The following is a 20582-nucleotide window of genomic DNA, read 5'->3' on the forward strand; positions in this document are numbered from 1 at the left end:
CACCCGCCCCGGTCCCCGACGCGTCGCCGGCCCCCGAGGGAGCCGCCGAGACGGAGGGCACCGAGACTGAGGGGCCCAAGACGGTGATCGACGCCGGCGGGACCTACGCGGTCGGCACCGACATCCTCCCGGGCGTGTGGCAGTCGGCCGGCCCGATCGAGGGCGGTGCCTGCTACTGGAAGCGGACAGCGGGCGAGAAGCTCGTCGACAACGCGCTGACGAAGAAGCCGGCGTCCGTGCAGATCATGCCGACCGACACGTCGTTCACCACCAGCGATTGCCAGACCTGGCAGCTGACCAACGCCCCGATGCCCCCGCCGCCCTCCCCGGCGTCCCTGCTCGGTGAGCTGACCAAGGCCATCGGCAGCGGCATGTTCTCCGGGGGTCCGCCGCCCTGATCGACGCGATCACCGCCGTCGGGCCCGAGGACCACTCCGAGGTCGACCTGGCAGCCGTCGAGCGGATCTGGCAGGCCGCCGTGCACTGGTACCGGGCGGGTATGCAGCCCGCGATCCAGGTGTGCCTGCGCCGCGACGGGCGGGTGATCCTCGACCGCGCGATCGGTCATGCCTGGAACGACGTCCCGGTCCGCACCGACACCCCGTTCTGCGTGTACTCGGCGGCGAAGGCGATCACCACCACCGTCGCCCACATGCTCGTCGAACGCGGCGTGTTCTCCCTCGACGACCGGGTCTGCGATTACCTGCCGGAGTACACCAGCCACGGCAAGGACCGCACCACGATCCGGCACGTGATGACCCACAGCGCCGGCATCCCGTTCGCGACCGGTCCCAAACCCGACCTCAAACGCATGGACGACAGCGCCTACACCCGCGACATGCTCTCGCGGATGAAACCGGTGTACCCACCCGGCCTGGTGCACATCTACCACGGAGTGACGTGGGGTCCGCTGATGCGCGAGATCATCGACGCCGCCGCGGGACGCAGCATCCGCGACATCCTGCACGACGAGATCCTGGCCCCGCTGGGGTTCCGGTGGACGAATTACGGTGTTGCGGCAGAGGATGTTCCGCTGGTCGCACCGAGCCATGTCACCGGTAAGCCGCTGCCCGCCCCCGTGGCCAAGGCGTTCAAGACCGCCGTCGGCGGGACACCGCAGACGATCATCCCGTTCTCGAACACCCCGCGGTTCCTGACCAGCGTGATCCCGTCCTCGAACACGGTGTCCAACGCCAACGAACTGTCGCGGTTTGCCGAGATCCTCTGCCGCGGTGGCGAACTCGACGGTGTCCGAGTGCTGTCGGCGCAGACGCTGCGGGCGGCCACACAGCAGGCCCGCAGGCTGCGCCCCGACCTCGCGACCGGCCTGCAGCCGATGCGCTGGGGAACCGGATACATGTTGGGCTCCAAGCGGTTCGGGCCGTTCGGCCGCGACGCCCACGGCGCGTTCGGGCACACCGGGCTGACCGACATCGCGGTGTGGGCGGATCCGGAGCGCGCCCTGTCGGTCGCGGTGGTCAGCAGCGGCAAGCCGGGACCGCACCGCGAGGCGCGGCGTTACCCCCAGCTGCTGGACCGGATCAACGCCGAGATCCCCCGGATCTGACCTCGGGCTCCGGCCGCCCCAGCGCCCGGCGGATGTCGGGTTCGCTCGGCGCCGGCGGCAGCTCGTCGTCACGGCCTCCGGTCACGCCCGCGAGCCACAGGGCGACCAGCCGAGCGCTCGACGGCGGAGCATCGTCGACGGTTCGGTGGATCAGGCCGGCATTGGCCATCAGGAGTACGGCGAGGTCGACGGGCGAGACGTCGCGGCGCACGCCGCCGCTGCGCACCGCCCGAGAGAAGACGGTGGCGATCGCGCGGTGGTGACGGCGCCGCAGTTCTTCGACGTGCGGCGTCATCGGCTGCAGCGAGGCCAGCAGATCCGCCAGGCCCCGGTTGGTCGCCTGCAGCGCGCACGTCGCGGTCACGCAGTCGCGCAACGCGGCGACGGGGTCGTCGCCGTCGGCGGCCGCCTCGGCCAGGCCGCAGTACTGCTCCAGGTGTCCGCTGAAGACCTCGGCCAACAGCGCTTCCCGCGTCGGAAAGTGGCGGTAGAGAGTGGCGTTGCCGATGCCGGCGCGCCGCGCGATCTCGTTCAGCGACACGTCCACGCCCTGCTCGGCGTACACCTGCTCGGCGGCGGCCAGCACGGCCGACCGGTTGCGTTCGGCATCGGCTCGCACCGATTCTCCTCCCCCGTCGAGAAACTCGGAATAACCGAGGATATCTCCCCGTTTAGACCGATACCGGAATAACTGGGGAGCATTCCCCGGATAGAGGGCAGTGATATGCGGGCAGTTGTCGTCACCGAATACGGCGGACCAGAGGTGTTGCGGCTGGTGGAGGCCGAGGCGCCGCACGCGGGTGCGGGAAAGGTGCGTATCCGCGTCCATGCCGCGACGGTCAATCCCGCCGACGTGCTGTTGCGGATCGGCGATATCGACGAGGCGCTGCGGGCCAGTGGCCTGGCGGCGCCGTATCGCCCCGGCATGGAGGTCGCCGGGATCATCGACGAGATCGGCCCGGATACCGGCACCACCCTGCGCATCGGCGAGAGGGTCATGGCGATCGTCATCCCCGTCGCCGACTCCGGCGGCGCGTACGCCGAGTACGTCGTGGTCGATGCCGACCAGGTCGTCGCCGCACCCGCAGGCAGCAGTCACGCCGAAGCGGCCACAGTGCCGATGAACGGGCTCACCGCCCGCAGGGCGCTCGACGTGCTGGACCTGTCGCCCGGGGACACGCTCGGTGTCACCGGCGCCGCGGGCGCGGTCGGCGGCTACGTCGTCCAGCTGGCCAAGGCCGGCGGCCTCCGGGTGGTCGCCGACGCGTCCCCTGCCGATGAACAGCTGGTGACAGCACTGGGTGCCGACCAGGTCGTCACGCGTGGAACCGCTGTGGGAGAACGGATCCGACAACTCCACCCCGACGGGGTCTCCGCCGTCGTCGATGCCGCGCTGCAGGGCGATGAGGTACTGCCCGCGGTGACAGACGGCGGCCGGGTCGCGATCGTCCGTCGGCCCGGTGAGCGAGGTACCTCGACCATGCACCCCACGCGCGGAATTCAGATCCGGGACGTATGGGTGCCCGACTACACCCATGCGACCGACAAGCTCGACAGCCTCCGCGTACTCGCCGAGCAGGGCAGGATCACGCTGCGCGTCGCCAGGACCTTCCCCGCCGCCGACGCCGCCGCGGCGCACCGCGCCCTCGAAAGGGGCGGTGTGCGTGGCCGTCTCGTCATAGTCTTCGACTGAAGGAGAACTCATGCGCGCTGCAGTTCTGACCGCCTACAACTCGCCGCTTCAGCTCGTCGAGCTCGCCGACCCGGTCCCCGGCCCCTACGAGGTTCTGGTGCGGGTGATGGCGAGCGGCGTCAATCCGCTCGACATCAAGATCCGCCACGGCCAGGCCGCACATGCGCAGGTGAGCCCGCCGGCGATCCTCGGCATCGACATGGCCGGAGTTGTGCAGGCAGTCGGATCGCAGGTCGACCGGTTCCGGGTCGGCGACGAGGTGTTCGGGATGACGGGCGGCGTCGGCGGGCTCCAGGGCTCGCTGGCCGAGCTCGTCGCGGTGGACGCACAGCTGATCGCGCCCAAGCCGGCAGCGCTGTCCATGGTCGAGGCCGCGGCAATTCCCTTGGGATTCATCACCTCGTGGGAAGGACTCGTCGACCGCGCCGATGTCCGTGCGGGCCAGACGGTGCTCGTCCACGGCGGAGCGGGTGGGGTCGGGTACCTGGCGGTACAACTCGCGATAGCCCGCGGCGCGCGGGTGTTCGCCACGGGCAGCCGGGCCAGCCAGGACGTCATCGGCCGCACGGGTGCGACTCCGATCGACTACACCGCATCCACCGTCGACGACTACGTCGGCACCTACACCGGCGGGGAGGGCTTCGACATCGTGGTCGACAACGTCGGTGGCGCAACACTGGACGCGTCCTTTACCGCGGTGAAGCGCTACACCGGCCATGTCGTGAGCGCTCTGGGATGGGGCGAGCACAGCCTGGCCCCGCTGTCGTTCCGCGGGGCCACCTACTCGGGGGTCTTCACGCTGATGCCGTTGCTGACCGGCGACCGCCGTGACCACCACGGTGCCGTGGTCGCCGAAGCCGCCGCGCTGGCCGACGCCGGCAAGCTCGTCCCGCGACTGCACTCGACCACCTATCCGCTCGAGGCGGCCGACGAAGCGCACGCCGTCGTGGAAAACGGCGCGGCGACAGGAAAAGTCATCGTGACGCCCGATCGCTAGCACTACCGGGTAGCCGGTAGCACTCGGTGGGGGCGAACCCTGACGACACCGGCCACGAAACAGAGGATTCTTCGACACGACCGCCACACAGCACGCCACCGAGAAGGGCACTCAGATGAACATCCACCGAAGCGACACCGCCGTCGTGTTCATCGACCCGCAGAACGACGTGCTCAGCCCCACCGGGATCAACTGGGGGGCCACCGGTGCCAGCGTCACCGAGAACGGCACCGTCGGGCACATGCTCGACATCTTCAGGGCCGCCAAGGAAGCGGACTTCGGGATGTTCATCTCGCCGCACTACTTCTATCCGACCGATCACGGCTGGCTGTTCAACGGCGCGTTGGAGGCCGACGAGTTGCGCACCGGAACCTTCGACCGCTCCGGACCGCTGAACCTCGACGGACTGCCCGGATCCGGTGCGGACTGGCTCGAAGAGTTCAGGCCCTACATCGAGGATCCGGCAACGGTCGTCGTCAGCCCGCACAAGGTCTTCGGGCCGCAGACCAACGATCTCGTGCTGCAGTTGCGCAAACGCCGGATCAACAGAGTTCTCCTCGGCGGCATGCTGGCCAACATGTGCGTGGAATCGCACCTTCGTGATCTTCTCGAGCAGGGCTTCGAGGTCTACGTCGTGCGTGACGCCATCGCCGGGCCCCGCCATCCCGAATGGGGAGACGGCTATGCGGCCGCGCTGGTCAACTACGCGTTCCTGGCCCACGGCGTGGTGTGGACCGAGGACGTCGTCGCCGAGATGCTGACATGAACCGTCTGACAACCCCGTTCGGGGTTCACCTCGACCGCAGCCGACGTCCTGGCCGACATGAACCTGCGCGGCAAGCGCGCGGTCGTCACCGGCGCGACGTCCGGCATCGGCGTGGAGACCGCGCGGACGCTCGCGGCCGCTGGGGCCGCCGTCGTCCTCGGCGTGCGGCGCCCCGATGTCGGCAGCGTGATCGCCGCCGAGATCGCCGAATCGACGGGCAACCCGGCTGTCACGGCCGCAGCACTGGATGTGTCCGATCTCGGGTCGGTGCGGGACTTCGTGAACCGGTTCGGCGGCGAACCGATCCACATGCTGGTCAACAACGCCGGCATCATGGCGTTGCCGGAACTGTCGCGCACCGCTGACGGCCGGGAATTGCAGTTCGCCACCAACTACCTCGGCCACTTCGCACTCACCGTCGGATTGCACAGCGCGCTGCGCTCCGCCGGTGGCGCGCGGGTCGTATCTGTCAGCTCCAGCGCGCACCTGCTGTCCCCGGTGGTGTTCGACGACCTCGACTACCGCTTCCGGCCCTACGACCCGTGGACGGCGTACGGCCAGTCGAAAACCGCTGACATCTTGCTCGGCGTCGGCATCGCCCAGCGATGGAACGACGACGGGATCGTCGGCAATGCCGCCAATCCCGGTGCCGTCGCCACCGGCCTGCAGAAGCACACCGGCGGGCTCAAGACTCCCGTCGAGCGCCGCAAGACGGTCGAGCAGGGCGCCGCGACCTCAGTTCTGCTCGCGGCGTCACCGCTCGTCGACGGTGTCGGTGGGCGCTACTTCGACGACTGCGCCGAAGCCCCGGTCGTCACCGAACGCAACGACGACTTCACCGGGGTCGCGCAGTACGCCCTCGATCCCGGCAACGCGGCCCGGCTGTGGGACATCGGGATCGCCGCGATTCCGCCGTTCTAGCGCAGCTTCTCGCCGTAGACCTTCTCGACGGTCATCGCCATCAGCACGCGACGGTCCGACACCATCACCGAGCGGTACTCGTCCCAGTCGGGGTGCTCACCCGCGGCACTGCGGTAGTAGTCCACCAGCGCCTGTACCTCGGGGCCGTCCGGGTCGGTGCCGGGGCCGGTCAGCGTCACAGGTCCCTCCGCGGTGGCCCACGCCCAACCGTCGGGGCTGGTGACCTCGAGTGCGGCGCGCGGATCCCGGCGCAGGTTCGCGGTCTTCGCGCGCCCGTCGGTCATCGACACGTAGACGACCCCGGCGCCGCGGTCGTAGAACGGTGTCACCGGGGACAGTTGCGGCATCCCGCTGGACTTGATGGTGGCCAGCACGCCGAGGCGCGCGGACGCGAGCAGTTCGTGGGGGTCGAAACTCATGTGGTCTCCTGTCGCACACCGCGATAGATGCCCCGGCGGACGATCCACGGCATCAGCACCCGCTCGAACGCCCAGGCCGGGAACCGGAACGCCGTGCCGTTCGGCGCGAACACCTCCAGCCCGTCGGGCTGGATACCCAACACCGAACCCCAACGCCGGGTCGGGGGACGGTATTTCCGCAGCGGCTCGCCTGCGAAGTGCGCGCGGATGTTGCGGGCCAGCAGACCGTCGGCGCGATTGCGGGCCGAACTGCGCAGCGGGTCGGTCGCCGCGACGTCGCCGACGGCGAAGATCTCGGGGTGCCCGGGCACCTGCAGCTGCGGCGTCACGCGGACGAAGCCGTCCTCGTCGAGCAGGTCGGCGGGCAGCCAGCCGGTATTGGGCCGCACCTTGCCGACGGCCCACAGCACCACGTCGGCGGCGGCGGGCTGTTGGCCGGTGCTCCACCGCACCGGGCCCACGGTCAGCTCCTCACCGGTGAATCCCGGCTCCAGCGCGGCGCGGTGGCCGGGGTGCAGGCGCACCCCGGCGGCGAGCAGCCGGGACCGGACCTTCTGCCACGTGCGGGGGTGGTGCCCGGCCAGCGCGCGCTCGCCGGGGAAGTACAGCGCGACCTGTTTACCGGGCCACGCCGTCGCGATCTGCGCGGCGCTGCTGACCGCTGCCGCGCCCCCGCCGACCACTGCGACAGATGTTGCGGCGGAGAGCTTCTCGTGCGGGTCGCGTAGGGACCGGCCGACCTGGTCCGGTGTCTGCAGCGCGGCCCTGCGCCAGAATCCGTTGCTGACGCCGGTCGCGATCACCAGCACGTCGTAGGGCACGTCGGCGGAGGTGCCGTCGGCCCGCGTCACCGCGACGGTCCGCGCGGCGGTGTCCACCCCGGTCAGGGTCCCGTGCACGGTGCGAACCCGGTCGAGCCCGCGGAAGCGGGAGAACGGGATCCAGTTGTGCCGGGCCCAGTCGTCGGGCCGCGCCAGCCGCCAGCCCAACTCCTGTCCGCTGACCAGGCCGGGGTTCGCCGAGATCCCGGTCACGTCAACATGTCCGGCGAGTTTGATGGCGGTGAGCACTCCGACGTCGCCGAGGCCGGCGATCACCACGCGGCGCCCCGTCACCGCAGCTCGACCCGGAACGTCTTCGGCCAGTCCTTGCCGGTGAGCAGGAACTCCGAGCCCTGCACATGGGCGATACCGTTGAGCACCTGCGCAGTCGGCGGGATCCCCCGTTCCCGCAGCGGCGCCGCGTCGACGACCAGCGTGACCGTCCCGGTGTCGGGAGCGATGCGCACGATGGTGTCGGTCGGCCACACGTTGGCCCACACCTGACCGTCGACGCACTCCAGTTCGTTGAGCCCCTTGACCACGCCGGAGTCGCCGGTGACCTCGACGCTGCCCGTCTCGGCCAGCGTGTCCGGGTCGAGGAACTGCAGCCGGTTGGTGCCGTCGCTGCGGATCAGCCGGTTCCCGTCGTAGCAGAGCCCCCATCCCTCCCCGGGCAGCGGGACCTCGCGCACCGGGGTCAGGCTCTCCTTGTCCCATTCGACGGCGATCTCGTCCTGGTAGGTCAGCTGCCAGATCCGGTCCCCGACCACGGTGATGCCCTCACCGAAGTAGCCGCCCGGGATCGCGACCGCGCGCGCCACCTCCCCGGTCGCGGGGTCGAGCCGACGCAGCTGCGACTGCCCCGCCAGACCCGTGCCCTCGTAGAGCACCGGCCCGCTGATCTCGAAGCCCTGGGTGAACGCACCCGGATCGTGCGGGATCTCTTCGAGCACCACCGGCTGGATCACCGGCGCCGGGCCGGCCTGGGCGGCCGGTGGGGAGGCGCAGCCCGCCACCACCGCAAGCATCAGAGTGGCCCACAGGGGCGACTTGCTCATACCGCCGTTCTACCGTGCGACGATGGCGCAATGAAAGCGGTCAGTTGTTTTCACGGCGATCTGGAGGTCGTCGACCTGCCGTCCCCCCGCCCCGACGACGCCCAGCTGCTGCTCGACGTGCTGCGCTGCGGGATCTGCGGATCGGACCTGCACGCCAAGGACCACGCCGACGAGCTCACCGAGGTGTTCGCCGAGGGCGGCTACCACGACTTCGTCCGCAGTGACACCCCCGTGGTGATGGGTCACGAGTTCTGCGGTGTGGTCGCCGAGCGCGGCCGCAAGGCGGGCAAGGAGTTCACACCGGGCACCACGGTGGTGTCGTTCCCACTGCTGCGCGCCCACGGCGGCGTGCACCTGACGGGGCTGTCGCCGAAGGCGCCCGGCGGCTACGCCGAGCAGGTGCTGGCCGAGGCCGCGCTGACGTTCGTGGTGCCCAACGGCCTGGATCCGTCCACCGCCGCGCTGACCGAGCCGATGGCAGTTGCCTATCACGCGGTCCGGCGCAGCGACATCACCGGCAAGGACGTCGCGATCGTGCTCGGCTGCGGCCCGGTCGGGCTGGCCGTGATCTGTCACCTGAAGGCCAGGGGCGTGCGCACGATCGTCGCCAGCGATTTCTCGCCGGGCCGGCGCGCGCTGGCCACCCGCTGCGGCGCCGACATCGTCGTCGACCCCGCCGAGGATTCGCCGTACGACGCGGTGCCTGCCAAGCAGCGCGGCCTGACCGAGCTGCCCGCGCTGTACGAACTCGGTATCGGCGCGATGGAGAAGCTGCGCAAGATCCCCGCCTGGTCGCACGTGTACCGGGTGGCCGACCGTCTCGGCGGCACCGCTCCGAAGCGTCCGGTGATCTTCGAGTGTGTCGGTGTCCCCGGCATGATCGACGGCGCGATCAGCGCCGCCCCGCTGGCGTCACGGGTGATCGTGGTCGGTGTCTGCATGGGTGAGGACAAACTGCGCCCGGCGATGGCGATCGGCAAGGAGATCGACCTGCGCTTCGTATTCGGTTACACACCTCTGGAATTCCGTGACACCCTGCACATGCTCGCCGACGGCAAGGTCGACGCGTCGCCGCTGGTGACCGGCACGGTGGGACTGGACGGGGTCGCGGGGGCGTTCGCCGACCTCGGGAACCCGGAGAAGCACGCGAAGATCCTCATCGACCCGTCTCGGTAGCCGCCAGCGAGCCGAGCAGCGAAAGCGCCTCGGCGCTCGTCGATCCGGCCTCGGCGTGGTAGACCACCAGCTCCTGGCCGGGGCTGGACCGCACGTCGAAGGTCTGCATCGTCAACGTCATCTCACCGACCCGGGGATGGCGGAACCTCTTGCTCTGCAACGACTTCCGCCTGGCGTCGTGGCGGGTCCACAGGTCGGCGAACTCGGGGCTGGCCTCGAGCACCTCGGCGAGCACCGCGCGTATCCGCGGATCATTGGGCGCCTGCCCGTAGCCGTGCCGGAAGCCGGCGACCGCGTCCTCGGCGACCGCGGCCCAGTCGGCGTAGAAGCTGCGTGCGGCCGGGTCGGTGAACACCACGTGCAGCAGGTTCGTCGAGTGCTCCCACCAGGAGAACATCGCGTCGGCGATCTGGTTCGACGCGAGTACGTCGTAGGCGCGGCTGTACACGATCGCCGGGTGATGCGGCCACATGCTCATCAGCTGCAGCAGCGCGGGGTCGACGTGGGCGGCGGCCGCGGTGTGCACCCGCGGGCTCAGCGCGGCCAGCCGGAACAGGTGTTCCCTGCCGTCCTCGGGCAGCCGGAGTGCCGCCGCGAGCGCATCGACCACCTGGGCGGACGGATGACGTTCGCGGCCCTGCTCCAGGCGGGTGTAGTAGTCGACGCTCAATCCGGCGAGCAGCGCGACCTCCTCGCGCCGCAGCCCGCTGACCCGGCGCTGCCCGACCGAGGGCAGGTCCACCTCAGCCGGGGTGACCTGCGCGCGGCGCGCTCTCAGGAACTCGCCGAGCTCGTTTCCGGCCATACCCCCGCAGCGTAATCGGCCGGGCCGAGGTGTTCCTGGGTGCAGCACTCCCAGGACCACGGCGTCCTCGCATCTTCGGCGGTACGCGGCGACAGTGGAGGTATGAACAATCCCCGAATCGCTCTGGTCACCGGAGCAAGCAGCGGAATCGGTCGCGCGGTCGCGGCACGGCTGGCGGCCGACGGGTTCACCGTGATCGCCGCGGCGCGGCGCACGGACCGGCTCGACACGCTCGCCGCCGAACTCGCCGACAAACCCGGCACCGTCGAACCGTGCGCGCTCGACGTCACCGACCGGGACGCGGTGCGCGATGCGGTCGACCGCATCGTGTCCCGGCACGGCCACATCGACGTACTGGTCGCCAACGCGGGTGTGATGCCGCTGTCGCGACTCGACGCGGGGCTCGTCGACGAGTGGGACCGGATGATCGATGTGAACATCCGCGGCCTGCTGTACGGAATCCACGCGGTGCTTCCGCATTTCACCCGTCAGCAGCGCGGGCACGTGGTCACGGTGGCCTCGGTCGGCGCCCATGAGGTCGTCGCGACCGGCGCGGTGTACTGCGGGACCAAGCACGCCGCGTGGGCGATCACCGAAGGGCTGCGGCTGGAGTCCCCGCCGTGGCTGAAGGTCACCACGATCTCCCCCGGTGTGGTGGAATCCGAACTGGCCGACACGATCAGCGATCCGGTGGCCCGCGACGCGATGGTCGACTACCGCCGCGACGCGATCGGTCCGGAGGCCATCGCGGGTGCGGTCGCGTACTCGGTCGGCACCGCGGCGGACGTCGACGTCAACGAGATCGTCATCCGGCCGACTCGGCAGCGTTGATCGCCCGGTAGATGCGCTGTTCGCTGACCGGCCGTGCGGTGCCGAGCTGCTGCGCCCACAGGCTGACCCGCAGTTCCTCGATCATCCAGCCGATGTCGACGATGTCGGGCGCGGCGGCCCGGGCCGGTGACAGTGCCGCACGCAGGTCGTCGTACGCGCCCTGCACCGCGGCGACCCGGTCCATGCGCTCGCGGTCGGCCGCGAGGCCGTGCGGCAGCCGCTCCAGCCTGCGGCTGATCGCCGTCAGGTAGCGGGTCAGGTCGCCGAGGCGCGCCGCGCCGGTGGCGGCGACGAAACCCTTCGGCACCAGCCGGGACAGCTGCGCGCGGATGTCGGCGATCGCGTCGGCCTGGGCGTGGCTCGGTTGTTTCGGCAGTGCGAGCTCCACCTCGTGCAGTACGGCGAGCACGCTCTGCACGCGCCGGACGACGTCGCCGGTGGTCTTGGCCAGCCCGGCCGCCAGCCGCTGCCTGGCAGCCGCGAACTCACCCTTGGACCACACCGGTTTGGGGGCCAGGACCTGCACCGCGGCCTGCGCGCAGTCGTCGAGCAGCCCCTGCAGCGATCCGTCCGGATTGTTGCCGAGTAGCAGTCGGGTGCGGGTATCGAGTTTTCGCTCAACACCTTTCGTGACCGACGGGATCGCGAGCAGCAGCAGCCGCTGGGTGCCGCGCACCGCGGCGGCGTCCTGTTCGGCCTTCGTCGCGAACACCCGGATGTCCACCGCGGCACCAGCGGGAACCAGGGCGGGGAATCCGCGCACGAGATGCCCGGAGGCCCCCGCCCGTTCCACCATCTTGGGCAGTTCGTCGAGATCGGCGGGCCAGTCGCGCAGCCCGGTGCGTTCGAGATCGCCTGCGACCGTCGCCGCGACCGCATCCCGGGTCGGGGCGGCGAGCTTGCGCTGCAGCGCCTCGAGATCCTTGCCGCGTTCGACCACGGTGCCGTCGCCGTCCTCGACGGCGAAGGTGACCCGCAGGTGGGCGGGCAGCTTGCTCAGATCGAACGCGTCGATCGGAACGAGAATGCCGGTGCGGCGCCGTAATTCGCGCTGCACCGCATCCAGCAGCGGCCCGCTGTCGGGGGTGATCGAGTGCAGCAGCGCGCGGGCGGTGTCCGGGGCGGGCACGAAGTTGCGGCGCAGGTCCTTCGGCAGCGATTTGATCAGCGCGGTGAGCAGTTCCTCGCGCAGTGCGGGCACCTGCCAGGCGAAGTCGTCACCGCCGAGGCGCGCCAGCACGTCCACCGGCACGTGCACGGTGACCCCGTCGTCGGCGGCGGCCGGGTCGAACCGGTAGCTCAGCGGCAATGCCAGGTCCCCGGAGCGCCAGGTGTCGGGCTGATCGTCGCCGGTTTCATTGCGCAGCAGGTCGTTCCGGGTCATCGTGAGCAGATCGGGGTGGCGGTGCCGCTCCTTGCGCCACCAGCCGTCGAAATGCCGGCTCGACACCACGTCGGCCGGGATCCGGGCGTCGTAGAACGCGAAGATCTCGTCGTCGGAGACCAGCAGGTCTCGTCGCCGTGCCCGCTCCTCGAGGTCGGCGAGTTCCTCACGCAGCCGCGCGTTGTCGCGGAAGAAGTGGTGTTTGGTGCGCCAGTCGCCGTCGACGAGAGCGTGCCGGATGAACAGGTCCCGCGCCACCTCCGGGTCCACCTGCGCGTAGCCGACGCGGCGACGCGCCACCAGCGGCAGCCCGTACAGCGTGACCCGTTCGTAGGCCATCACCGCGCCGCGCTCGGAATCCCAGTGCGGCTCACTGTAAGTGCGCTGCAGCAGATGTCCGGCGACCCGCTCGACGGTGTCGGGTTCGATGCGCGCCGCGGTCCTGCCGAACAGCCTGCTGGTCTCGACGAGGTCGGCGACCACGACCCAGCGCGGCGGACGCCGGGTCAGCACCGACCCCGGGGCGAGCACGAACTTCGCGTTGCGGGCACCCTCGTAGGTCCGGCCGTCCTGGTCGCGCATGCCGACGTGCGACAGCAGCCCGGCCGTCAGCGCGGTGTGCACCGCGCGCGGGTCGGCCGGCTCGTCCTGCTCGCGGATGTTCAGGTCACGGCAGATGCCGCGCAGCTGGCCGACCAGGTCCTGCCATTCGCGGATCCGCAGGTAGTGCAGGAACTCGTCGCGGCACATCCGCCGGAAAGAGCTGCCGGAGCGCTCCTTTCGCTGATCGGTCAGGTATCGCCACAGGTTCAGGTAGGAGGTGAAATCCGAGTGCTCGTCGGCGAAACGGGCGTGCTTCTGCCGGGCCGCGTCCTCGCGGTCGGCGGGGCGTTCGCGGGGATCCGGGATCGACAGCGCCGCGGTCAGCACCAGCATCTCCCGGACGCAGCCCTCCCTGTCGGCTTGCAGGATCATCCGGCCCAGCCGCGGGTCTACCGGGATCTGCGCGAGCTTGCGGCCGGTGTCGGTGAGCTCACCCTCGCGGTCGAACGCGCCGAGCTCCTGCAGCAGCGCCACCCCGTCCCGGATGCTGCGCGCATCGGGCGGGTCCAGGAACCCGAAATCCTCGATGTCACCGAAGCCCAGCGCGGCCATCTGCAGGATCACCGCGGCCAGGTTGGTGCGCAGGATCTCGGGATCGGTGTAGCGGGGCCGGGATTCGAAGTCCTCCTCGGAGTACAGCCGGATACACACGCCGGGCGCGGTGCGGCCGGACCGGCCCGCCCGCTGAGCCGCCGAGGCCTGCGAGATCGGTTCGATCGGCAGCCGCTGCACCTTGGTCCGCCGGCTGTACCGGGAGATCCGCGCGGTCCCCGGGTCCACCACATACCGGATCCCGGGCACCGTCAGCGACGTCTCGGCGACGTTGGTGGCCAACACGATCCGCCGCGCGGTGCGGCCGGGCTGGAACACCTTCTGCTGTTCGGCGGTGGGCAGGCGCGCGTAGAGCGGCAGCACCTCGGTGTGCGCCGGGTCGGTGACGGCCCGCAGGGCCTCCGCGGTGTCGCGGATCTCGCGCTCCCCGGACAGGAACACCAGTACGTCGCCGCGCGGCTCGCTCTCCAGTTCGGCGACGGCGTCGATGATCGCCTCGACCGGGTCGCGCAGTTCGGTGCGGACCACCTCGTGGTCCGGGTCGTCAGGATCCTCGTCGTCGCCCGCGGGTACCACCACTTCCAGCGGGCGGTAGCGGATCTCGACGGGATAGGTGCGTCCCGAGACCTCCACGATCGGGGCGTCTCCGAAGAACCGTGCGAACCGCTCCGGTTCGATCGTCGCCGAGGTGACGATGACCTTCAGGTCGGGCCGGCGTGGCAGCAGCTGACGCAGATAGCCGAGCAGGAAGTCGATGTTGAGGCTGCGTTCGTGCGCCTCGTCGATGATCAGCGTGTCGTAGCGAAGCAGCCGGCGATCGCGCTGCACCTCGGCGAGCAGGATGCCGTCGGTCATCAGCTTCACCAGGGTCCGGTCGCCGGCGTGGTCGGTGAACCGGACGGTGTAGCCGACCGCCTCGCCCAGCGGTGTGCCGAGTTCCTCGGCGATGCGGGTCGCGACGGTGCGCGCCGCGAGCCGGCGCGGCTGGGTGTGGCCGATGGTGCCGCGGATGCCCCGGCCGAGTTCGAGGCAGATCTTGGGCAGCTGCGTGGTCTTGCCGGAGCCGGTCTCGCCGGCGACGATCACGACCTGGTTCGCCTCGATCGCCGCCGCGATCTCGGCGCGGCGCTCGGTGACCGGTAGTTCCGGATAGCGGATGTCGGGGACGGCGGCGCGCCGCGTCGCCACCAGTGCCTCGGCGGCGGTGAGGCGTTCGGTCAGCTTGGCGAGTTGCTCAGGGCTGGGGTCGCGCAGTTGCCGCAGCCGGCGGCCCAGCCGCGCGGCGTCGCTGATCGTCAGACCGTCGAGGCGCGCACGCAGCGCTCGCACATCGGTTCTGGACGGTTCGGGCACCCGGCAACGATAGGCGGTACAGCACGATGGCGGCGAACACGATCTCGGTGGCCGCCACCGCGGTGGCCAGTTGCATCGCGGTGCCCATCGGCGCTTCCCCGGCGGTGGCATCGCCGTGCCGGTGGCCGGCCAGCGGCAGGTGCACGGCGATCATCGCGAGGTTCATCACGGCGACCAGCACCCAGCTGCGCACGGTGTCGAACCGCCACACCTCGTACGCGCAGTACAGACACGCGGCCGCCATCACGGCGGTCCACGGGGTGGGCGAACTGGCGTGCAGGACAGCCGAACTCACCGCGAGCGCGGCGCCGGTCCCGCGCACGACGGGACTACACCGTCCGAGCGCCGCACCGTCCATACACAAGTAGACCCCGGTGAGGCCGAAATCTCATCCCGAGATGTCAGGCGCCCAGTAGTCGAGCATCGCGGCCAACGTCTCGAACGCCGCGGTGTTGATGCCGTAAGTGGCCTCGAAGTGCACGCTGAGCGGGAACCCCAGCTCGCCGACCCCGTCGATGACCCGCTTGTACAGGTCGACCATCATCCGCCGCCGGCCCTCCGGGTCGGTTTCGGCGAGCGTGCGGACGAAGTCCTGCTCGCGTTCGACGGCCTCGTTGCCGGGGTCCTGGATCAACCAGTTGATCAGCCCGACGCGGCTCTCCACCTTCGGGACGAACCCGAACGACAGCAGGATCTCGGGCCGGTGATCGGTCTTGTCGGCGAACTCGGTGAGCATCCCGACGATCGCGTCCGAGTACAGGAGCTGCGTCATGCCGTAGGTGGCGCCGCGGTCGCATTTGAAGTTGAAGCGCCCGTACTCGCCCTCGCGGGTCGGGATCAGGATCACGCCGCGGTTGTCCACGACGTTGTCGAAGATCGACAGCGCATCGGTCGGCGCGACGCCGGTGCCCTCACCGTCGCTGAGGGTGCGCGGCACGCCGACGAACGCGATGCCCTCGAAGCCGCTGTCACCGAGCCGGGTCAGCCGGCCGCGCAGGGCGTCCTCGTCCATGAACGCGGTGACCTGGGTGCACAGCCCCTTGATCCCGGGCAGTTCGGGCTTGATCATCTCCCAGAAGTCCAGGACGTCGAGCTTGGGCTTCATCTCGATGGGACGGTCGCCGTCCTCCTCGATCATCCCGGGAATCATCACGTGGCGGATGCGGCCGGCCAGGCCTGCCTCGGCCGAACAGCGCACCACTTTCTCGGCGTCCTCGAGGGCCTGTTCGCGTCCGCGGTCGACATTCGGCGGCACGAGTTCCAACGCGATGGTGTTCAGGCTCACAGCGGCGCTCCACATCTGCTGACGACTTTTCCCCCGGGCTGACCTGCGACGACGTCGTCGCGGCCACGCATTCCCCCGTGAGTCGGGAAAAATCACCATACCTGGGCGACGTTTGTGCGCCGTGTGAGCTTTCATGGGGGAGATCCCCATGACTGCGATGCTGATGACAAGACCCTCCCCCGTGTCCCGACCATCCCCGTTCCTCGTCGCCGTGCTGGCGCTGCTGACGTGTGTTCTCGCAGCGTGCACGGGCGTGGAGCCGACCCCCGGTTCGACGACGCCGGCGACCTCGACCTCGACGTCGCGTTCGCCGTTCGAGCCGACGACGACCAATGCGGCCCCTGACACCTCCATTCCGCTGCTGGCCTACCGCGCGGCCGACGAGATCGGCATCGTCGAGGGCACCACGGTGGTCGCGACCGCCGAGGGGGCGTTCTCGCCGTCGAACGACCTGATCACCACCGAGGACGGCAAGTTCGTGTTCGCGCGGACCGTCGACGGGCAGCTGGCGGCACTGGAGGTCGCCACCGGAGAAGGTGGGACGCGGGACTTCCCGGTCGGGCCGTCTCTGGGCACCGCGGGCGGCAGCACTGTCGTGTGGTGGGAGCAGCCGAACCGGCTGATGCGCGTCGACCTGGCGGATCCGCAGGCGCAGCCCGAACTGCACCAGATCGTCGCGCTGCCGCCCGTCCCCGGTATCCGGCCCGGTGAGCCGCGGCTGGTGGTGGCCCGCGGCGGGACGACGGTGTTGGCGCGGGTCGAGGCGCCGCCGTCGCCGTTCGGCGGGCCGGACACCTTGTACGCGATCCGCGGGCCGGGCCCGCCGACGCCGCTCGGTCAGGTCGATGCGAACAGCCCGGTGACCGTGGCCCGGCTGAGCCCGGACGGCGCGACGCTGTCCTACGCCCTGTACCGGGCCACCGACAGTGCGTGCGGCACCGCGGCGGTGGTGACGTCGGATGCCGACGGCGCGCAGCAGACGTTCGACGTCGCGGGGCCCGATGCCGACGCCGGGTCGCGGGTCACCAAGCTGTGGTGGCCCTCCACGGGTCCGCCGAAGCTGAGCCTGACCACGTGGACGTGCGGGCAGCCGCAGACCTATCCGCCGCTGGTGTGGCAGGTCTCCGGTGAGCACATCGCCCAGTCGGATCCGCCGACGTCGGCGCTGCAGACCGCCGAGGTGGCGCCCGGCCAGCGCGCCCTGGTCCTGCCGAGCACGGCCTCGCCCGCGGATCCGGCGGGGACACTGGTGTTCGAGGAGAGCTCGCGCCGGATCCCGGTGAAGGGCCTGGAAAAGGGCTCTGAAAGCGGCACGGCAATGGGCCCTGTCGACGCGATCGCCGTGATCCCCCCGTCTCCGTAGTCTGGATGGGGTGAGTATCGCCCTGCACAGCCGGTTCGCCGCCGAGTTGCCCGAACTGACGGTCCGGTGGAAAGCCGAGGAGGCTCCCCAGCCGCGGTTGCTGGTGGACAACGACGCGCTCGCGGCCGAACTCGGGGTGGACGTCGACTGGCTGCGCGGCCCTGACGGGGTGGCCCTGCTGACCGGCACCCAGGTCCCGGCGGATGCGACTCCCGTCGCGCAGGCGTACGCGGGGCATCAGTTCGGCGGGTTCCAGCCGCGGCTCGGTGACGGCCGGGCGCTGCTGCTCGGCGAGTTCGAAGGCACCGACGGCACACTGCGCGATCTGCACCTCAAGGGGTCGGGCCGCACACCGTTCGCCCGCGGCGGTGACGGGCTGGCCGCGGTCGGCCCGATGCTGCGTGAGTACGTGATCAGCGAGGCGATGCACGCTCTGGGTATCCCGACGACACGGGCGCTGGCCGTGGTGGCCACCGGCCGCCCGGTGTACCGGGAGACCGAGCTGCCCGGGGCGGTGCTGGCCCGGGTCGCGGCGAGTCACCTGCGGGTGGGGACGTTCCAGTTCGCACCGCTGCTGATGCAGGCCACCGGCAACACCGATCTTCTGCAGCGGCTCGCCGACTACGCGATCGCGCGACACCACCCGGCGGCCGCCGACGCCGAACAGCCGTATCTGGCGCTGCTCGAATCCGTCAGCGCGGTGCAGGCCCGGTTGATCGCGCAGTGGATGCTGGCCGGCTTCATCCACGGGGTGATGAACACCGACAACATGACGATCTCGGGCGAGACGATCGACTACGGGCCGTGCGCGTTCATGGAGGGCTTCGACCCGGAGACGAAGTTCAGTTCGATCGACAGCTGGGGCCGCTACGCGTACGGCAACCAGCCGTCCATCGCACTGTGGAACCTGGCCCGCTTCGCCGAAGCGCTGCTGCCGCTGTTGGGCGAGGACACCGAACAGGCGATCGCGGCGGCCGAGAAGACGCTGGGCGGTTTCCAGGGCGTGTACGAGGCGGCGTGGACCGACGGCATGCGGGCGAAGCTCGGGCTGTCGGGTGCACCCGACGAGGCGGTGGCGCCACTGATCCAGGATCTGCTGACGCAGCTGCACCAGAGTCGGGTCGACTTCACGTCGTTCTTCCGTCGGTTGGCCCGGGCCGCGCGTGGGGACGCCGAACCGGTCCGGGGCGAGTTCATCGACCTCGCCGCGTTCGACGCGTGGTTGCACCGGTGGCAGGCGCTCACCCCGGATCCGGAGGCGATGGACCGGGTCAATCCGGTCTACATCGCGCGCAACCACCTGGTGGAGGAAGCGCTGGCCGCGGCCACCGCCGGCGACATGGCGCCGGTGACGCAGTTGATCGATGCGATCCGGGCGCCGTTCGATGAGCGGCCGGGTTTCGAGCGGTATGCCGAGCCCGGGCCGAAGGAGTTCAGCGCCTCCTTCCAAACGTTCTGTGGAACTTGACGGCTGCGGTTAGCGTGCACCCGTGAGCGCGAACAGTGTCCGCCTGGGGCTCCAGGATCTGATGTTCATCTACGGCGAGACGTCGAAGTCGAAGATGCACGTCGCCGGGCTGCTGCCGTTCACGCCACCCGCCGATGCGCCGAGCGACTATCTGCGCCGGATGATCGACGACGCCCGGCGCCAGGAGATCCAGGCGCCGTGGAACCGCAAGCTCGCGTACCCGAGGTTGCAGTTCAGTCCGTTGCACAGCTGGGTGGTCGACGAGGACTTCGACTTCGACTATCACGTGCGCCGCTCGGCGCTGGCGTCGCCGGGCGACGAACGAGAGCTGGGCATCCTGGTGTCGCGGCTGCACAGCAACCCGTTGGACCTGACCCGGCCGCCGTGGGAACTGCATGTGATCGAGGCTTTGGAGGGCGGCCGGTTCGCGTTGTACGCGAAGGTTCACCACGCGCTGGTGGACGGGTACAGCGCGATGCGGACGCTGGCGCGCAGCCTGTCGACCGACCCGCAGACGCGGGATCCCCGGCTGTTCTTCAACTTCCCGCCACCGTCGCGGGAGCGCCGGGCCGGCGCGGCCGGTGATGCGGCGTCGTCGAATCCGGTGACGGCGACGCTGCGCGCCCTGGCCGGGGTGGGGTCGGCGGTGACCGGGGGCGTCGGCTCGGCGGTCGATCTGACGTCGGCGTTGGTGAACACGCAGATCCGGCGCGACGGCGACAATGTGAAAATCTCGGGTTCGGTGTCGGCCCCGCACAGCATCCTCAACGCACGGATCAGCCGTAACCGCCGATTCGCCACGCAGCAATACGATTTCGACCGGCTGAAGAAGCTGAGCTCGCAGCACGGTTCGACGATCAATGACGTGGCGCTGGCGATCCTCGGGGGCGGGCTGCGAAAGTTCCTGTTGGACTTCGACAAACTGCCGGAGCGCTCGCTGGTCGCGTTCCTCCCGGTGAACGTGCGCCCGAAAGGCGATGAGGGCGGCGGGAATGCGGTCGGCGCGATACTCGCGCCGATGGGCAGCGACATCGAGGACCCGGTGGAACGGCTGGACGTGATCACCGCGGCGACCCGCGCTGCGAAAGCGCAGTTGCAGTCGATGTCGCCGACGGCGATCCTCGCCTACAGCGCGGCGCTGCTGGCCCCGGCGGGCGGGCAGATCGCCGGGGCGGTGACGGGGGTTCAGCCGCCGTGGCCGCACACGTTCAACCTCTGCGTATCGAATGTTCCGGGCCCGCGAGAGCCGTTGTACTTCAACGGTTCCCGGCTGGAGGCAACCTATCCGGTGTCGATCCCGATCCACGGGATGGCGCTGAACATCACGCTGCAGAGCTATGCGGACACCGTCAACTTCGGGTTCGTCGGCTGTCGCGATCGCCTGCCGCATCTGCAGCGCCTCGCGGTGTACACCGGCGAAGCCCTGAGCGACCTCGAAGCCGCCTCCGAGGCATAACTCCGACGGCCCTGTCAGAAGGGTGGTGGTTCGTCGGGGTCGTTGTTCGGTGGTGGTGGGGGTT

Annotated in this window: 19 protein-coding genes; 11 read left to right on the forward strand and 8 right to left on the reverse strand. The window is 70.2% G+C overall.

The features are described 5' to 3' along the window. A partial coding sequence (locus BST38_RS28205) for an Rv1352/Rv1906c domain-containing protein (RefSeq protein ID WP_237160955.1) occupies positions 1 to 398 on the forward strand: 398 nt, incomplete at its 5' end. Continuing rightward, positions 398 to 1567, forward strand: coding sequence for a lipase LipE (gene lipE / locus BST38_RS28210; RefSeq protein ID WP_083146839.1), 1170 nt, complete (start codon positions 398 to 400; stop codon positions 1565 to 1567). The genes BST38_RS28205 and lipE, both read left to right, overlap by 1 nt. On the opposite strand, the gene BST38_RS28215 is transcribed toward lipE, so the two are convergent. Beyond that, entirely contained in the window at positions 1542 to 2186 is a 645-nt protein-coding gene (locus tag BST38_RS28215) for a TetR/AcrR family transcriptional regulator (RefSeq protein ID WP_165761674.1), read from the reverse strand. The genes lipE and BST38_RS28215 overlap by 26 nt on opposite strands. Before the next feature lie 105 nt (positions 2187 to 2291). Here BST38_RS28215 and BST38_RS28220 point away from each other — a divergent pair, with 105 nt between their 5' ends. The 4 genes from BST38_RS28220 to BST38_RS28235 all read left to right on the forward strand — a co-directional run bounded on the left by BST38_RS28220 (position 2292) and on the right by BST38_RS28235 (position 5944). Next, positions 2292 to 3260, forward strand: coding sequence for an NADP-dependent oxidoreductase (locus BST38_RS28220; RefSeq protein WP_083146840.1), 969 nt, complete (start codon positions 2292 to 2294; stop codon positions 3258 to 3260). A 10-nt stretch (positions 3261 to 3270) separates the two neighbouring features. Further along, positions 3271 to 4257: a zinc-dependent alcohol dehydrogenase family protein gene (locus BST38_RS28225; RefSeq protein WP_083146841.1), complete on the forward strand. Its 987-nt coding sequence runs from the start codon at positions 3271 to 3273 to the stop codon at positions 4255 to 4257. A gap of 115 nt (positions 4258 to 4372) precedes the next feature. Beyond that, positions 4373 to 5023, forward strand: coding sequence for an isochorismatase family protein (locus tag BST38_RS28230; RefSeq protein ID WP_083146842.1), 651 nt, complete (start codon positions 4373 to 4375; stop codon positions 5021 to 5023). Positions 5024 to 5080: 57 nt separating this feature from the next. Next, on the forward strand, positions 5081 to 5944 hold the full coding sequence (locus BST38_RS28235; RefSeq protein ID WP_083146843.1) for an SDR family NAD(P)-dependent oxidoreductase: 864 nt from the start codon (positions 5081 to 5083) through the stop codon (positions 5942 to 5944). Here the strand turns inward: BST38_RS28235 and BST38_RS28240 are convergent. Genes BST38_RS28240 through BST38_RS28250 form a run of 3 tightly spaced genes read right to left on the reverse strand, consistent with a single transcriptional unit; the run spans position 5941 to position 8242 of the window. After that, positions 5941 to 6363, reverse strand: a complete 423-nt coding sequence (locus tag BST38_RS28240) for a PPOX class F420-dependent oxidoreductase (RefSeq protein WP_083146844.1) — start codon at positions 6361 to 6363, stop codon at positions 5941 to 5943. The genes BST38_RS28235 and BST38_RS28240 overlap by 4 nt on opposite strands. After that, entirely contained in the window at positions 6360 to 7478 is a 1119-nt protein-coding gene (locus BST38_RS28245; protein ID WP_083146845.1) for an FAD-dependent oxidoreductase, read from the reverse strand. Before BST38_RS28245 ends, BST38_RS28240 begins: the two co-directional genes overlap by 4 nt. Beyond that, positions 7475 to 8242 (reverse strand): glutaminyl-peptide cyclotransferase, encoded by a 768-nt coding sequence (locus BST38_RS28250; RefSeq protein ID WP_083146846.1) that lies wholly within the window; start codon positions 8240 to 8242, stop codon positions 7475 to 7477. Before BST38_RS28250 ends, BST38_RS28245 begins: the two co-directional genes overlap by 4 nt. 30 nt (positions 8243 to 8272) lie before the next feature. Between BST38_RS28250 and BST38_RS28255 the strand changes: the two genes are divergently transcribed. After that, positions 8273 to 9418, forward strand: coding sequence for a zinc-binding dehydrogenase (locus BST38_RS28255; protein ID WP_083146847.1), 1146 nt, complete (start codon positions 8273 to 8275; stop codon positions 9416 to 9418). Here the strand turns inward: BST38_RS28255 and BST38_RS28260 are convergent. Beyond that, positions 9399 to 10223 (reverse strand): helix-turn-helix transcriptional regulator, encoded by an 825-nt coding sequence (locus BST38_RS28260; protein WP_083146848.1) that lies wholly within the window; start codon positions 10221 to 10223, stop codon positions 9399 to 9401. The genes BST38_RS28255 and BST38_RS28260 overlap by 20 nt on opposite strands. Before the next feature lie 102 nt (positions 10224 to 10325). Here BST38_RS28260 and BST38_RS28265 point away from each other — a divergent pair, with 102 nt between their 5' ends. Beyond that, on the forward strand, positions 10326 to 11054 hold the full coding sequence (locus BST38_RS28265; protein ID WP_083146849.1) for an SDR family oxidoreductase: 729 nt from the start codon (positions 10326 to 10328) through the stop codon (positions 11052 to 11054). Here the strand turns inward: BST38_RS28265 and hrpA are convergent. From hrpA to BST38_RS28280, 3 genes are all read right to left on the reverse strand, one after another. Continuing rightward, the gene (gene hrpA / locus BST38_RS28270; RefSeq protein ID WP_083146850.1) at positions 11029 to 14946 is read right to left on the reverse strand and encodes an ATP-dependent RNA helicase HrpA; all 3918 of its coding nucleotides are present in this window, start codon (positions 14944 to 14946) and stop codon (positions 11029 to 11031) included. The genes BST38_RS28265 and hrpA overlap by 26 nt on opposite strands. After that, on the reverse strand, positions 14828 to 15268 hold the full coding sequence (locus tag BST38_RS28275) for a hypothetical protein (RefSeq protein WP_237160956.1): 441 nt from the start codon (positions 15266 to 15268) through the stop codon (positions 14828 to 14830). Before BST38_RS28275 ends, hrpA begins: the two co-directional genes overlap by 119 nt. A 66-nt stretch (positions 15269 to 15334) precedes the next feature. Beyond that, positions 15335 to 16231: a mycobacterial-type methylenetetrahydrofolate reductase gene (locus BST38_RS28280; protein WP_083146851.1), complete on the reverse strand. Its 897-nt coding sequence runs from the start codon at positions 16229 to 16231 to the stop codon at positions 15335 to 15337. A gap of 181 nt (positions 16232 to 16412) precedes the next feature. On the opposite strand from BST38_RS28280, the gene BST38_RS28285 reads away from it, so the two are divergent. From BST38_RS28285 to BST38_RS28295, 3 genes are read left to right on the forward strand one after another with little or no spacing between them, the layout of a single operon-like run. After that, on the forward strand, positions 16413 to 17594 hold the full coding sequence (locus BST38_RS28285) for a hypothetical protein (protein WP_237160957.1): 1182 nt from the start codon (positions 16413 to 16415) through the stop codon (positions 17592 to 17594). Positions 17595 to 17604: 10 nt separating this feature from the next. Then, positions 17605 to 19062: a protein adenylyltransferase SelO gene (locus tag BST38_RS28290; RefSeq protein ID WP_083146852.1), complete on the forward strand. Its 1458-nt coding sequence runs from the start codon at positions 17605 to 17607 to the stop codon at positions 19060 to 19062. Between the two features lie 22 nt (positions 19063 to 19084). Further along, positions 19085 to 20518 carry a WS/DGAT/MGAT family O-acyltransferase gene (locus BST38_RS28295; RefSeq protein ID WP_083146853.1) on the forward strand — a complete coding sequence of 478 codons (1434 nt, stop codon included), beginning with the start codon at positions 19085 to 19087 and terminating at the stop codon, positions 20516 to 20518. Positions 20519 to 20582 lie beyond the last annotated feature (64 nt).

This window comes from Mycolicibacterium parafortuitum (assembly GCF_002086815.1).
Classification (GTDB): Bacteria; Actinomycetota; Actinomycetes; order Mycobacteriales; family Mycobacteriaceae; genus Mycobacterium; species Mycobacterium parafortuitum.